This is a genomic window from Brevibacillus fluminis, from assembly GCF_052072235.1.
Taxonomy (GTDB): Bacteria; Bacillota; Bacilli; order Brevibacillales; family Brevibacillaceae; genus Brevibacillus_D; species Brevibacillus_D fluminis_A.
Map to the genome: position 1 here is coordinate 1252149 of NZ_CM125436.1, position 14513 is coordinate 1266661.

General features: G+C 57.6%; 13 protein-coding genes and 1 riboswitch. Of the genes, 12 read left to right on the forward strand and 1 reads right to left on the reverse strand.

Going from position 1 to position 14513, the window contains the following annotated elements; translation table 11 throughout:
- Positions 1-38: 38 nt before the first annotated feature.
- Complete coding sequence (locus ACTID9_RS06475; RefSeq protein ID WP_441070421.1) at positions 39-1076, reverse strand: aromatic ring-hydroxylating oxygenase subunit alpha; 1038 nt, start codon at positions 1074-1076, stop codon at positions 39-41.
- 180 nt (positions 1077-1256) lie between these two features.
- Between ACTID9_RS06475 and ACTID9_RS06480 the strand changes: the two genes are divergently transcribed.
- The 12 genes from ACTID9_RS06480 to ACTID9_RS06535 all read left to right on the forward strand — a co-directional run bounded on the left by ACTID9_RS06480 (position 1257) and on the right by ACTID9_RS06535 (position 14506).
- Positions 1257-2702, forward strand: a complete 1446-nt coding sequence (locus ACTID9_RS06480) for a sigma-54 interaction domain-containing protein (protein ID WP_441070422.1) — start codon at positions 1257-1259, stop codon at positions 2700-2702.
- Positions 2703-2793: 91 nt separating this feature from the next.
- Positions 2794-2986: riboswitch (cobalamin riboswitch) on the forward strand.
- Between the two features lie 228 nt (positions 2987-3214).
- Complete coding sequence (gene cobJ / locus ACTID9_RS06485; RefSeq protein ID WP_441072447.1) at positions 3215-4969, forward strand: precorrin-3B C(17)-methyltransferase; 1755 nt, start codon at positions 3215-3217, stop codon at positions 4967-4969.
- A 15-nt stretch (positions 4970-4984) separates the two neighbouring features.
- Positions 4985-6097: a sirohydrochlorin chelatase gene (locus ACTID9_RS06490; RefSeq protein WP_441070423.1), complete on the forward strand. Its 1113-nt coding sequence runs from the start codon at positions 4985-4987 to the stop codon at positions 6095-6097.
- On the forward strand, positions 6094-6876 hold the full coding sequence (gene cobK, locus ACTID9_RS06495; RefSeq protein ID WP_441070424.1) for a precorrin-6A reductase: 783 nt from the start codon (positions 6094-6096) through the stop codon (positions 6874-6876). The genes ACTID9_RS06490 and cobK overlap by 4 nt, the downstream gene beginning before the upstream one ends.
- 6 nt (positions 6877-6882) lie before the next feature.
- Complete coding sequence (locus ACTID9_RS06500; RefSeq protein WP_441070425.1) at positions 6883-7542, forward strand: precorrin-8X methylmutase; 660 nt, start codon at positions 6883-6885, stop codon at positions 7540-7542.
- 2 nt (positions 7543-7544) lie between these two features.
- Entirely contained in the window at positions 7545-8693 is a 1149-nt protein-coding gene (locus ACTID9_RS06505; RefSeq protein WP_441070426.1) for a cobalt-precorrin-5B (C(1))-methyltransferase, read from the forward strand.
- The gene (gene cbiE, locus ACTID9_RS06510) at positions 8659-9909 is read left to right on the forward strand and encodes a precorrin-6y C5,15-methyltransferase (decarboxylating) subunit CbiE (protein WP_441072449.1); all 1251 of its coding nucleotides are present in this window, start codon (positions 8659-8661) and stop codon (positions 9907-9909) included. The genes ACTID9_RS06505 and cbiE overlap by 35 nt, the downstream gene beginning before the upstream one ends.
- On the forward strand, positions 9906-10628 hold the full coding sequence (gene cobI, locus ACTID9_RS06515; RefSeq protein ID WP_441070427.1) for a precorrin-2 C(20)-methyltransferase: 723 nt from the start codon (positions 9906-9908) through the stop codon (positions 10626-10628). Before cbiE ends, cobI begins: the two co-directional genes overlap by 4 nt.
- Positions 10628-11422: a precorrin-4 C(11)-methyltransferase gene (gene cobM / locus ACTID9_RS06520; RefSeq protein ID WP_441070428.1), complete on the forward strand. Its 795-nt coding sequence runs from the start codon at positions 10628-10630 to the stop codon at positions 11420-11422. Before cobI ends, cobM begins: the two co-directional genes overlap by 1 nt.
- A 65-nt stretch (positions 11423-11487) precedes the next feature.
- Positions 11488-12537, forward strand: a complete 1050-nt coding sequence (locus ACTID9_RS06525) for a cobalt-precorrin 5A hydrolase (RefSeq protein WP_441072451.1) — start codon at positions 11488-11490, stop codon at positions 12535-12537.
- Positions 12537-13952, forward strand: a complete 1416-nt coding sequence (locus ACTID9_RS06530) for a cobyrinate a,c-diamide synthase (protein ID WP_441072453.1) — start codon at positions 12537-12539, stop codon at positions 13950-13952. The genes ACTID9_RS06525 and ACTID9_RS06530 overlap by 1 nt, the downstream gene beginning before the upstream one ends.
- Complete coding sequence (locus tag ACTID9_RS06535) at positions 13949-14506, forward strand: cob(I)yrinic acid a,c-diamide adenosyltransferase (protein WP_441070429.1); 558 nt, start codon at positions 13949-13951, stop codon at positions 14504-14506. The genes ACTID9_RS06530 and ACTID9_RS06535 overlap by 4 nt, the downstream gene beginning before the upstream one ends.
- Positions 14507-14513: the final 7 nt, after the last annotated feature.

Below are 14513 nucleotides of genomic sequence, written 5' to 3' on the forward strand. Positions count from 1 at the left end.
GTAAAGCGCTTTCTTTATTCAGTATGGGAGAACCGGCGTCAGTCCTTCAGCGCCTGTTCCACCATTTCGTGAAACGAGTGCAGCCCATGCTCGGTCGGAGAATAGACGCCCCTGCCGAACGCCTGCGAATGGAAGCCGCTTTGCAACAGCTCCACCAGCTCGAAATCTTCCTCCCGCACCTCGTCCACAAAAGCGATCAGCTTCTCGTCTTCTTCCGTCAGCTTCTCGTCGACGAAATAGTAGCGGTAGATTGCGAGAGTCGTCTCGGCATCGAGCGGGATGATCTGGCTTGATGTGATATTGCCGCGTTCGCCGGGATAAATGCTGATCATCGTATTGGGCCAGACCCAGTAAAAACGTGCACCCGAATCGTCGGCTCCGCCCGTTGTGGTCGAGCATTGGTAGGAAAACTTGTCACAGGGAACGATGCGGTATTTGGACAGATCGAACGTTTTGGAAAAAGCCGGGTGAGCGATGGAACAGTGGTCGCATTCCAAATAATTGTCGATCACGGCTTTCCAGTTCGCCTTCACCACACGGCGGTTTTCCCGCACCAGCTTCAGCGAATCGAGAAACGGATAAGCTGCGATGTCTTGGGCGAATGCACCGAGCGACTGTTCAAACGGCTGTGCTTGCGGATCGAGATTGACGAAGATCAGCGATTGATGAATCGCCAGCTTGATCGGGGTCAGGCAGCGGTGATTTCCCAGGTCGGCTTCTTTAAAATTCGGCGTCCGGTGCACGTTGCCGTCCAGGTTGAACGTCCAGCCATGGTAGATGCATTGAAAGATTTTTTTGTTGCCTTGTTCCTTGCGCTCTACTCTGGCGCCGCGATGCGGACAAATGTTGTAAAAGGCGTTCAGAACGTCCTTTGCGCTACGGGTGACGATGATCGGTTCTCCGGCCACATCGTAGGTGAAAAAATCGCCGGCCTTTTCCACCTGGCTGAGATGCCCGACCATGATCCAGCTTTTATAAAAGATTTTCCGCTTTTCACTGGCCAGCACGTGCGGGTCGACATAGTGGCTGTAAGGGAGCGTGTAGGCAAGCTCAAAAGCGTTCTCTTTGGTTGACATGGCGACATTGCCTCCTTTTCAATTCTGTCAGCGAAAGAAACATTGCAATGGCCGTGCCAGCCCCTGCATCAGCAATAAGCAGCGAGAATGGATTTGAAAATTCAGACAAAATGTTTATAATCAACTCAAAACATTCAAAATTGACTCAAATGATGTAAAAGTGACAAAAGGAGCGACGTGATGTATCAAGCGGTCAACAAGAATGAAAAAATCGAGATGAGTACGGAAATCCTGATGAAAATTTTGGACCATTCGCCAAACGAGATTTATGTGCTGGATAAGGATACGCGCATCGTGTACGCCAACAAAGCGTATGAACGGCATTACGGCACCAAGCAAAGCGAGATCGTCGGCAAGCTCAATGACGAAATTTTCGCCAAAGGCTACTGGAAGCCTAGCATATTGCCGCTTGTGTTGAAAGAAAAGAAAACGGTGACCATCAAGCAGATTTCGTATGTAGGCAAAGAATTGATCACGACGGCGATCCCGCTGCTAAACGATGACCAGGAAATCGAGCTGATCATCACCACGACGCAGGAACCGAACTACAAGGAGCTGTACGTGACGGATGAGATGGAGGAAGAGGCGGGCGGCCAATTTGAATCGTACAAGGAAAACTTGATCACGAACAACAGCAAAATGAACAATATCATCAAGCTGTGCGAAAAGGTGGCGGATGTGGACACGACGGTGCTGATCCAAGGCGAGTCGGGAACAGGAAAAGGCGTCGTGGCGAAATACATCCACAAAAAAAGCAAGCGGAAAACCGCCCCCTTTCTATCGATCAACTGCGCGACCATTCCGGAGCAGCTGCTTGAATCCGAGCTGTTCGGTTATGTCGACGGCGCCTTTACCGGGGCGGCGAAAGGAGGAAAAGCGGGGCTGTTGGAGATGGCGGACGGCGGGACGCTGTTTTTGGACGAAATCGGCGAAATCTCGCTCAAGCTGCAGGCCAAGCTGCTGCACTTCATCCAGTCGTTCGAATTCATTCCGGTGGGCGGTCGGGAAGTGAAGAAGGTGGATGTGCGAATCATTTCGGCGACCAATCAAAATCTGCATGACATGGTGCAGCAGAAGCTGTTCCGCGAAGATTTGTACTATCGCCTTCATGTGGTGAACCTGCAAATTCCGCCGCTGCGCGAACGAAAAGAGGACATCATTCCGCTCACCTATCATTTCCTCACGGCGTTTAACAGCAAGTACAACAGCAAACGGATCATCTCGCAGGATGTGCTGGACCTGTTTTACCATTACCAATGGCCGGGCAATATCAGGCAGCTGGAGAACATGGTGGAGAGCCTGGTCGTGACGAGCGATGTGATCATAAATGTCTCCGATTTGCCGCAGGCCGTGACGGAGGCGAGCAAAGAACCGGCTCCGGTTGGGCAGCCGCACAGCGAAGAAGCACATGTCCGCGACCACGTGGAGGTGCCGGACATCGAAATGCGGGCGGGGACCAAACTGTCGCTTGCAGACATTTTGGAAGAAACGGAACGGAAGCTGATTATCAAAAGCTATGAGAAATACCGCAATACGCGAAAAGTGGCGGAGCAGCTGTCGATCAGCCAGTCCAAGGCAGCGCGGCTGGTCCGGAAGTATTGCCAGGACCTGGATTTTTACCGGTGAAAAGTTATGGGAAACGGGGCGTCTGCCAGCGCATCGGCAACGAGAAAAAGATGGACAGCGGCAACAAGACTCCTTTATGATGGAAACAATTATATATGCGAGGGGATAAGGACTGATCTGTCTGCGTACAGATCATGTAGGGGAAGCCGGTGAAAATCCGGCACGGTCCCGCCACTGTAATTGGGGAGCACTCCGTCGGTCACTGGATGATAACATCCGGGAAGGCCAGGAGCGATTTGCGTTGATCCAAAAGTCAGGATACCCGCCTTATTCTAACGACACTGTTTGACCTACGAGCGATAGGAAGGTGTTATGAGGGTTGTTCCAACTTTTTGGGAAACGCAGCGATGGGAGTTTGCATCTGTTGGACAATTTGCAATTTTTTTGCGTTCATAACAAACACTTTCTTTTTTGCTTACCGGCAAAAGGAAAGTGTTTTTTTGTTTACCGTTCTACGGTTTTGCGAGAATAGCGGGTTGCAGGCAAAAAAGGAGGAGCGCGACGTGAACAACGTGGACAGAAAGAAAGGGAAAATTTTGCTGATCGGCTTTGGACCGGGCCATTTTGATCATCTTACCTTTCGGGCGCGTCAGGCGATTGAGGAGAGCGACAGCATCATCGGCTACAACACCTATGTGGATTTGATCCGCGGGCTGTTGACCGATCAGGAGATTGTGCGGACCGGCATGACCGAAGAGGTGAGCCGGGCGCAGGAGGCGGTTCGCCAAGCGGAAGCAGGCCGTACCGTCGCGGTCATTTCCAGCGGGGACGCCGGTGTGTACGGGATGGCGGGGCTGATCTATGAAGTGTTGGTGGAAAAAGGCTGGCGGGCAGAAAGCGGAATCGAGGTAGAGGTCATCCCCGGCATTTCGGCGATCCAGTCGTGCGCTTCCTTGCTGGGAGCGCCTGTCATGCACGACGCCTGCACGATCAGCTTGAGCGACCATTTGACGCCGTGGGCGACGATCGCCAAACGTGTGGAAGCGGCAGCATCCGCCGATTTTGTCATTGCGCTGTACAACCCGCGCAGCGGGCGGCGGACGCGGCAAATCGTCGAGACGCAGCGCATTTTGCTGCAGCACCGCTCGCCGGATACGCCGGTCGGACTGGTCAAAAGCGCGTATCGCGATCGGCAGCATGTCGTGTTGACGCGGCTCGCCGACATGCTTGAGCATGACATCGGGATGCTGACGACGGTCATCATCGGCAACTCGACGACATTTGTGTATGACGGCAAAATGATTACGCCGCGCGGCTACCAGCGCAAATATACACTGGTTCGCGACGAACAGCCGCTCAAGCCGCATCAACGCTTGCAGGCAGAGGCGGAGCCGTGGGCGCTCGGCAGCATGCTGGGCGTGGCGGATGACGAGAGCGATGAGGAAGAGCGGGACGAACCGATTCGTCCGAATCCGCAGCAAACGATTGGGAGCAGCGGAAGCGGGGAGCCGCTCATGCAGAGCAGAACGGCGCTTTCCGTGCTGGAACGTGAGGCAGAGCAAGCGACAAACAAGCCGGATGTGCTGTCGCTCGCCCTGGAGGCGCTCGCTTGCCTCGACCCGCAGGCGGCTGCCCATCACACAAGCACCGCCTTGCAGATGGCACCGTCGACCGGGCTGGTGGAAATTTTTGAAGTGGGCGTCTCGCCGGGAGTGGCAGACAAGCGCTTCACCTCGCAGCAAATGCGGCTGCTCGCCGATCTGACCGAGGACGGCGGCGAGATGTACTACACGCCGGATCATCAGATTCATCTGAAGCTGCCGAATGTTGCGCCGGATGAAGTGGTCGCCATGCTGGAAGAAGCGGGCTTCCTTCTCTTCCCGATCGGGCAGGTGGCACAGGTCAAGGCGTGCGATTTTTGCAATCTGGAAAAAGACGAGTCGATCCCGTACGCCGAAATGCTGGGACGCTCGCTCGATGGCGTGGCCATGCCGAAAGAATTGAAGATCGGCTTCAACGGCTGCGGGATGGCCTGCTATGGAGCGGTCATGGAAGATATCGGGCTGATTTACCGCCGGGGCGCGTTCGATCTGTTCCTGGGCGGCAAGAAAATCAGCCGCAGTGCGCATCCGGGCCAGCGCGTCGAGGAAGGCATCGCGCCGGAGCGCATCGTGGAGGTCGTCGAGCAGATTGTAGCGGAATACAAAGCGAAAGCGCATGTAGATGAGCGGTTCCACAAGTTTTTCAAGCGCGTGGGTGTCGTAGCCGGCTACAAGCATGAAGAGTACGTTGCGCCGCTCGTAATCGAGTCGGCTTGCGGCGATTAAAGGAGGCACATACAGATGGATGCGATTTTGTTTATCGGACATGGCAGCAGAGAACAGGCGGGCAACGAGCAGTTGCTCGCCTTTACGAAAAAAGTGGAGGAGGTTCTTCGCCAGCGGACAGACGTGCCGATTTTTGAGTCCTGTTTTCTCGAACTGACGGTGCCGACGATCGCGACGGGTATCCGCCGCTGTGTGGAGCGGGGCGCGACCCGCATCGCTGCCGTGCCGATCATGCTGTTTTCGGCCGGGCATGCCAAGCTGCACATTCCGCACGAATTGGACGAGGCGCGCGAAAAATACCCGCATGTGACGTTCACCTATGGCCGACCGATCGGCGTGCATGAAAACATTATCGAAATTTTGCTGGACCGTCTCAAAAACGTGCAGGGTGAAACGGTGTTGGAGCAGGCGGCGACTGCAGTTGCAGGCACTGCCTCCCCGCTGTCCGTCGTGAATCAGTCAGCGCTCAAGGAGCAGGGGCATCCGCTTTCCGAAACGGCGATTTTGCTGGTCGGACGCGGCTCCAGCGACGCGGATGCAAACAGCGAGCTGTACAAGATCGGGCGCTTGCTGTGGGAAGCATCCGGCGTGGCTGATCTGGAATTCGCCTATATGGGCGTGACGCGCCCGACACCGGAGGAAGGCTTGGAGCGCTGCCTGCGGGGAGGTGCCAAGAAGGTGTACGTGCTGCCTTACCTGCTGTTTACCGGCGTCTTGATGAATCGTCTGAACGATTTGCTCGCCGCTTTTCGTGAGAACCGTCCCGACGTGCGGGTGGTGCTGGCGGAGTTCCTCGGCTTCCATGATCATTTGACCGAGCTGGTGGCAGAGCGGGCGATCGAGGCGCTGGAAGGAAAAGCGGCCGCCAACTGCGACATGTGCGCGTTTCGCAAAATGGTTGTGTTCGATCATCATCATCATCACGACCATGACCACGACCATCACCATCATCACGACCATGACCACGACCATCACCATCATCACGACCATGATCACGCCCATCACCATCACCACGATCATCGCCATGACCACCATCATCACGATCACGATCACCACCATGACCACCACGATCATGATCCTCATGACCACCACAATCCTTCCGGCAAAAAAGAGGGGGCGTCGTCATGATTTTGTTTCTGGCAGGGACGAGCGATGCCCGCGAGCTGGCGGTGCTGCTGAAAGAAAAAGGCTACCCGCTCGTCGCCACGGTCGTGACCGATTCAGCCGCCGCAAGCCTGCGCGAGCAAGAGATCGAGACGCGCGTCGGGCGGCTGCCGCTGGAGGAGATGGTCAGCTACTCCCGGGAGCTTGGCGTCGCGGTAATCGTCGATGCCACGCACCCGTTCGCCGAGGAAGCGTCCAAAAATGCGATGGCCGCAGCTGAGCAGCTCGGTGTCCCGTACTTGCGCTACGAGCGGGAGACGCGGGAGTACATCAACCATCCGCTGGTGCAAATCGTTCCGGACTACGAGGCAGCCGCACTTGCAGCCAAAGAGCGCAAAGGCGTCATCATGCTGACGACCGGCAGCAAAACGTTGGGCGTCTTCACGAAGCATTTGCTGGGCGACCCCGACATTCGTCTGGTAGCGCGCATGCTGCCACGGCTGGACAACATGGAAAAATGCGAGGCGCTGGGCGTGCCGCAAAAAAACATCGTGGCGATGCAAGGCCCGTTTTCCAAAGAATTGAATGCAGCGCTGTATCAGCATTACGGCGTCGATGTCATGATCACCAAAGAGAGCGGTCAGGTCGGCGCGGTGGACGAAAAGCTGCAGGCAGCGCTTGACATGAACATTTTCACGATCATGATCGATCGGCCGAAATTGGCCTACGGCGCTTCTTTCAGCAGCTTTGACGACGTGCTTGTCAATCTGACCGAAAAATATCCAATTCCATCGAGGGGGTAATTCCAGATGTCTTCATCCTTCCATACCGAATTCCAGCCTTTGACCGTGCAACCGCAGGAAATCGAGGAAAAAAGCTTTGAGATCATCACGGAAGAACTGGGGCCGCACGATTATACACCTGAGCAGTTTCGCATCGTGCAGCGCGTGATCCACGCGACAGCCGACTTCGAGCTGGGCAGAAGCGTGCAGTTCCATCCGCGCGCGATCGAAGCGGGGATCGCGGCGATTCGTGCCGGAGAACCGATTTTGGCGGATGTGCAGATGGTGCAGGTCGGCATCAGCAAGCCGCGTCTGGAAGCGTTCGGCGGCGATGTCCGCGTCTATATTTCCGACAAGGACGTCATGGCGGAAGCGAAAAAAGAGAATACGACGCGCGCGATCATTTCGATCCGCAAAGCGGTGCGCGAGGTAGAGGGCGGCATTTATGCGATCGGGAACGCCCCGACCGCACTGTTGGAGCTGATTCGCCTGGTGAAGGAAGGCATTGCCAAGCCGTCGCTGATCGTCGGCGTGCCGGTCGGCTTCGTCTCGGCAGCTGAGTCCAAAGAAGAGCTGCTCAAGCTGGATGTTCCGTTCATTACCAACATCGGCCGCAAAGGCGGCAGCCCTGTCGCGGTATCGATGATCAACGCCTTGTCGCTCTTGGCGACGGAGCGAGGCGAGTAAGCATGGCAGCGAAAACGTCGACGGAAGCGGAGAGCGACAAACCGCTCCGGCACGGCTACACCACCGGCTCGAACGCGACGGCGGCCGCCAAGGCATCGCTTGTACGACTGATCACCGGGGAGCCGGTCCCCTTTGCGGAGATTTTGCTGCCGATCGGGGAGCGGGTCACGTTTGCGATCGTCAGTCAGGAGGCCGGCGACAATTGGGTCGAATCCGGCGTGATCAAGGATGGCGGAGACGATCCGGATGCCACGCACGGCGCGCTGATTTTGGCGCGGGTGGAATGGCAGGAGGAAGCGGGCATCGTGCTCGACGGCGGGGTTGGCGTTGGACGGGTGACAAAGCCTGGCTTGGCCGTTCCGGTCGGTGAGCCTGCCATCAACCCCGTCCCGCGCAAAATGCTGCGCACAACCGTGCAGGAAGTGCTGAACCAGTTTGAGCTGATGGACCGTGGCGTGAAAGTGACAATCTCTGTGCCGCAGGGCGAGGAAATTGCCAAAAAGACGCTGAACGAGCGTCTGGGCATCGTAGGCGGCATTTCCATTCTAGGTACGCGCGGCATTGTCGTGCCATTCTCCACGGCAGCGTATAAAGCGTCCGTCGTGCAGGCGATCAAGGTGGCGAAAGCGTCGGGATGCCAGGCACTCGCCTTAACAACGGGCGGACGGTCGGAAAAGACAGCGATTGAGCTGTACCCGGAGTGGCCCGAGGAGGCGTTCATCCAAATGGGCGATTTCGTCGGGTTCAGCGCGTTTCATGGCAAAAAGCAAGGCTTCCGCCGCCTGTCGGTGGTCGGCATGATGGGGAAGCTGTCAAAAGTCGCGCAAGGCGTGATGATGGTTCATTCCAAAAGCGCCCCGGTCGACTTCAACTTCCTCGCGGCGGTCGCGGCCGATGCGGGTGCGGATGAAGCGCTGCAAGAGCAGGTCCGCCAGGCGAATACCGCGACACATGCTGGCGAGCTGATGACGGCAGCGGGCTTGCCGCAGTTTTTTGACTTGCTCGCCGCCTGCTGCAGCCGCGAGGTACACCGCCATGTCGGCGGAGAAATCGAGATTGAGACGATCCTGACAACCATGCAGGGCGCGATTTTGGGGAGGGCGATGTACGATGGAAATGACTGTGGTGACAGTGATCGGGATCGGGGATGACGGAGCGGCAGGGCTGTTTCCGCAGGCGGTGGAAAGCATCGCTGCGGCGGATGTGTTGGTAGGCGGGGAGCGGCATCTTTCGTTTTTCCCTGACGTCCGCGCTGAAAGAATGCCGCTGAAAACGGGCGTGCTGTCGGCGATTGAAGAGATTCGCAAGCAGCAGGAAGCCGGGCTGCGCGTCGTTGTGCTGGCATCCGGCGACCCGCTGTTTTACGGAATCGGCGGCCTCCTGGCGAAAAAGCTGGGAGCGGACGCAGTGCGGATCATCCCGCATTTCAGCAGCGTGCAGCTTGCGTTTTCACGCATGAAGGAAAGCAGCCAGGACGCGCATATCGACAGCGTGCACGGCAGAGCGATCACCGGGCTTGCCCAACGGCTGGATGGCAAGGCCAAAGTTGCGCTTTTGACCGACAAGGAAAACACGCCGGCACGCGTGGCGCAATACTTGCTCGATTATGGCATGGATGAGTATGAAGCGTTTGTCGCCGAGAAACTGGGCAATCCGGATGAGCGCTGCCGCTGGTTTTCGCTCGCGGATTTGGCCCGGACCGAGTGCGACCCGCTCAACGTGCTGATTTTGCGCCAGCGCGCAGGGGCCAATCCGCCGCACTGGGGGCTTGGCATCGAGGACGACCAGTTTCAGCAGCGCAAGCCGGACAAAGGACTGATCACGAAAAAAGAAGTGCGCGTGGTCAGCCTGGCGGAAATGAATTTGAAGCCGGACAGCATCGTCTGGGACATCGGCACGGCGACAGGCTCGGTGGCGATTGAAGCGGCGCGAATTGCCCGCAACGGCCACGTGTTTGCCGTGGAAAAAAACGAACCCGATCTGGAAAACGCGATCGCTAATGCCAAAAAGTTCCGCACGGACATCACGTTCGTTCACGCCAAGGCGCCGCAAGGATTGGAGCAATTTCCGGACCCGGACGCCGTGTTTGTCGGCGGAAGCGGCGGCGAGCTGGCTGAGCTGATCCAGCTGTGTCGCGAGCGGCTGCGTCCGAACGGCCGATTCGTGCTGAATGCGGTCACGATCGAGAATTTGTATGAGGCGATGCAGGCATTGAAGGAAGCGGGCTTTGCGACATCGGTGACGATGCTGCAAGTTTCGCGCAGCAAGCCGATTTTGCATTTGACGAGACTAGAGGGGCTGAACCCCGTTTATGTGATAACCGGAAAAATTCCGGTGGAGGCGGAAAGAGAGGGCGACCTAGCATGAGTGCAACAGGTACGTTATACGGAGTAGGAATTGGGCCTGGAGATCCCGAGCTGATTACGGTGAAGGCGTTCCGCCTGATGAAAGAGGCGGATGTGATCGCGTATCCGAGCAAGCGGTCCGGGGCGAAAAGCTATGCGCTGTCCATCGTCGAGCAGTATACGAACGGTCTTGGCAAAGAGATGCTCGGCTTGATTTTTCCGATGACAAAAGACGCGTCCGTCCTGAACAAGCAATGGACGAAAACGGTCGAGCAAGTGTACGCCAAGCTGGCAGCGGGCAAAAACGTCGTGTTCGTCACCGAGGGCGACCCGAATCTGTATAGCACGTTTATCCATATGGCACGCCAGATGAACGCGCTTCATCCCGAGGTGCCGATCGTGACGGTGCCAGGCATCTCCTCGGTGCTCGGCGCTGCGGCGCAATTGGGCGTGCCGCTGGCAGACGGCGACGAGCAGGTGGCGATTGTGCCTGCCACCGATGACCGGGAGGCGATGCGTCAAGTGCTCGAAGCCAATGACACGGTGATTATCCTCAAAGTGGCGAAGGTGCTCGATATGGTGCTCGAGCTGCTCCATGAGCTGGAGCTTGTCGATGCGGCGTCCGTCGTCACCAAGGTCACGTCCGGCGAAGAGTCGATTTGGCGCGATGTGCGACGGTTGAAAGGCCAGGAGCTGGAATACTTGACCTTGATGGTCGTGCGCAAAGGGGGCGCAGCCTGATGGAAAAGCTGCTGCCGCAAGTCTATATCGTCGGGGCTGGGCCGGGCGACCCGGATTTGATCACCGTCAAAGGCTTGCGCATTTTGCAAAATGCCGATGTCGTCATCTACACCGACTCGCTGGTCAATGACGAGCTGATCGCGCGCGCTCGCCCGGACGCCGAGGTGTTGAAAAGCGCCGGCATGGCGCTCGACGAAATGGTGGCGATCATGGTCGACCGCGTGCAGGCTGGCAAAAGCGTCGCGCGCGTACATACGGGCGATCCATCGGTGTATGGCGCGATTTTGGAGCAAATGGTGCTGCTGAAGCAGGCAAAAGTCGCGTTCACGATCATCCCGGGCGTTAGCTCGGTGTTTGCGGCAGCGGCTGCCTTGCAGGCCGAGCTGACCGTGCCCGAATTGACCCAGACGCTGATTTTGACCCGGGCGGAAGGACGGACGCCTGTGCCGGAGCGGGAAAAGCTGGCCGATCTGGCGAGCCATCATGCAACCATCGCCTTGTATTTGAGCGCGACCTTGACCAAAAAGGTGGTAAACGAACTTTTGTCCGCAGGATGGAGCGAGGATACACCTGTTGCGGTGGTGCAGCGTGCGTCCTGGCCGGATGAAAAAATCGTGCGCACGACCTTGAAATCGCTCGACGCCGACATGGCAGCCAACGGCATCCGCAACCACGCGATGATTTTGGCAGGATGGGCGCTTGATCCGACCCTCCATGACACATCGGAGCACCGATCGAAGCTTTATGACAAGGAGTTCACCCACCGTTTTCGCAAGGGAGTGAAGCAGTCGTGAGCATCGTCGCCAACCCGCACAAGAAACCGTACGCGATCATCTCTATCACCAAGCATGGCGTCGAGATGGCACGCAAGCTGCTGCGCGATCTGCCTGGCAGCGACTTGTACTACATGAGCAAATTTACGCAGGGAGATGAGGAAGAAAAGGGAATCCGCACCTTCGAAGGCTCGGTGCGCCTTTTGTTTCCTGACTTTTTCCGCGAATATACAGGGCTGATCGTCTTCATCTCGCTCGGTGCCGTCGTGCGGATGATCGCTCCGGTTTTGAAAGATAAAAAAGTCGATCCGGCCGTTGTCGTCATCGACGATCGCGGGGACCATGCGATCAGCGTGCTTTCCGGCCATCTCGGCGGGGCGAACGAACTGACCCGCGAGGTTGCCCGCCTGATCGGCGCCAATCCGGTGATCACCACAGCTTCGGATGTGCAGCAAACGATTCCCGTCGATCTGTTCGGCCGTTCTTTCGGTTGGGAGCTGGACTCGTTTGAAAAAGCGACGCCGGTCAGCGCCAGCGTGGTCAATGAGGAAGAAATCGCTGTGATTCAGGAGGTCGGGGAGCGCAACTGGTGGCAGTATCCCGACAAGCCGATCCCGGCGCACATCAAACGCTACGATTCATTCGCGGCAGCCTGGAATGCGACGTTCCAGGCGGCGCTGGTCGTGACGCACCGCTTGCTCACGCCGGAGGAGACGGAGCGGTTCCTTGGCAACGGCGTCGTGTACCGCCCGAAAACAATCGTCATCGGCATCGGCTGCAACCGCGGCACGTCCGCAGCCGAGATCGAATCGGTCATTACGCAAACCTTGCTGGAACAAAACCTCTCGATCAAAAGCGTCCGCACGCTGGCGACGATCAACATCAAGGCGGATGAGGAAGGTCTGTTGGCCGTGTGTGAAAAATACGGCTGGCCGCTGGCCACCTATACGCCTGACGAGCTGAATGAAATGCCGATGAGCGAAAAATCGGATACGGTGTTCCGCTTCACCGGCGCTTACGGGGTGAGCGAGCCTGCTGCCTTGCGTGCGGCACAGGCCGACAAGCCGCTATTGACGAAGAAAAAATCGGGCAATGTAACGATCTCGCTCGCAATCTGGCAAGGGGAGGGGACATGATGAGGATGGCTGCGACACGACCCCGCATCGTGCTGGGCGGCACCAGCAGCGGTGCGGGAAAAACGACGCTGACCGTCGGACTGATGGCGGCGCTGGCCAAGCGCGGCATGACGGTGCAAGGCTTCAAGGTTGGTCCGGATTACATCGATCCGACGTTTCACACCGCCGCGACGGGACGGATTTCACGCAACCTTGATACGTGGATGATGGAACCGACATCGATGAAGGAGATTTTTTGGCGGGCGAGCGAGGGAGCGGACATCAGCCTGATCGAGGGCGTGATGGGCTTCTACGACGGCAAAGACCCGAAAAGCAACCGTGGCAGCACCGCAGAGATCGGGATGCTGCTGGATGCGCCGGTTATTCTGGTCGTCGACATCAAGGCGATGGCACGCAGTGCGGCTGCGATCGTCAAAGGCTTCCAGCTGCTCGAACCAGCTGTCAACATCGCCGGGGTGATCGCCAACCGTGCAGGGAGCGCCAACCATTTTCAACTAGTGAAAACCGCGATCGAGCAAGAGTGCGGCGTGCCGGTTATCGGTTATTTGCCGCATGATCCGGCGATTACGGCACCGGAGCGGCATCTCGGCCTGGTGCCAGCGGTTGAGCGGGGCGAATTGCAGCCTTGGCTTGACTTGCTGGCGGAAAAAGTCGCGGCGACGGTCGATCTGGACCAGCTTCTGGCCTTGACCGACCAGCATGCTTCCTTTGACAAACCGGAACCGCTCTTGTTTAAAAAACGCGAAAATGCGAGCCAAGAACCGGTGACAATTGCGGTTGCGCGCGACTCGGCCTTTCATTTTTACTACCAGGAAAATTTTGAACTGTTGGAAGCGCACGGCGCCAAGCTGCACTTTTTCAGCCCGCTCGCAGGCGAATTGCCTCCGGCCGATGCCGACGGCCTGTACATCGGCGGCGGGTTTCCCGAGGAGTTCGCCGCACGGCTGGAGGCGCAAGCAGACGTCCGGCACGCGCTGAAATCGATGATCGAAGGCGGTTTGCCAACGTTCGCGGAATGCGGCGGCTACATGTTTTTGTGCGAGGCGATCCACGATCGCGCGGGCAATCGCCATGAAATGCTCGGCATCGTCAAAAACGAGGTCAAAATGCAGACGAAGCTCGCGGCGCTTGGCTATCGCGAGGCGGTTGCGCTGACCGACAGCATTTTGCTTGCGGCTGGAGAGACGGCACGCGGCCACGAGTTCCATTACTCGTCGCTGGTGCATGAGCTGGCACGCGACCATGCCTATGAGGTGAGCGGGCTGCGAGGACGAAAAAAAGAAGGCTTTGCACAAGGCAACGTGCTGGCAGGCTATACGCATTTGCATTTTGCCTCCAATCCCGGAATGGTCCAGCGCTGGCTCACCCATTGCCGCGAATGGAAACGGACGCGAGAGGAGCGTGCGACGGTATGAGCGCAAGCGAAGGGAAAGCAGGCAGAAGAGGGTTGTTTCTGGTTTACACCGGAGATGGCAAAGGGAAGACGACCGCTTCGCTCGGCGTAACCTTGCGGGCGATCGGACGGGGGATGAACGTGCGGATTTTGCAGTTCATCAAATCGCCGGAGCGCACTTATGGAGAGGCGCTGGCGCTAAAGCGGCTGGGCGTGGAGATGGAGCAATTGGGCATCGGCTTCACCTGGACGAAAACGCCGGAAGAGCATCGCGCGGCATTGCAGCGCGCCTGGCAAATCGCCAAGGGGGCGCTGGCTGATCCGACACTCGACCTTTTGGTGCTCGATGAGCTGAACAATGCGCTCGCCATCTCCAAATTTCCCATCGATGATGTGCTGCCGCTCGCTGAAGTGGTCGAGGCGATCCGCAATCGTCCGGCACACATGCATCTGGTGGTGACGGGGCGCAGCGCAACCGAAGAGCTATTGGCGCTGGCCGATTTGATCTCGACGATCGAGCCGACCAAGCATTACTACGAGGAAGGCATCGGTGCGGTCAAAGGGCTGGAATTTTAGCGGAAAG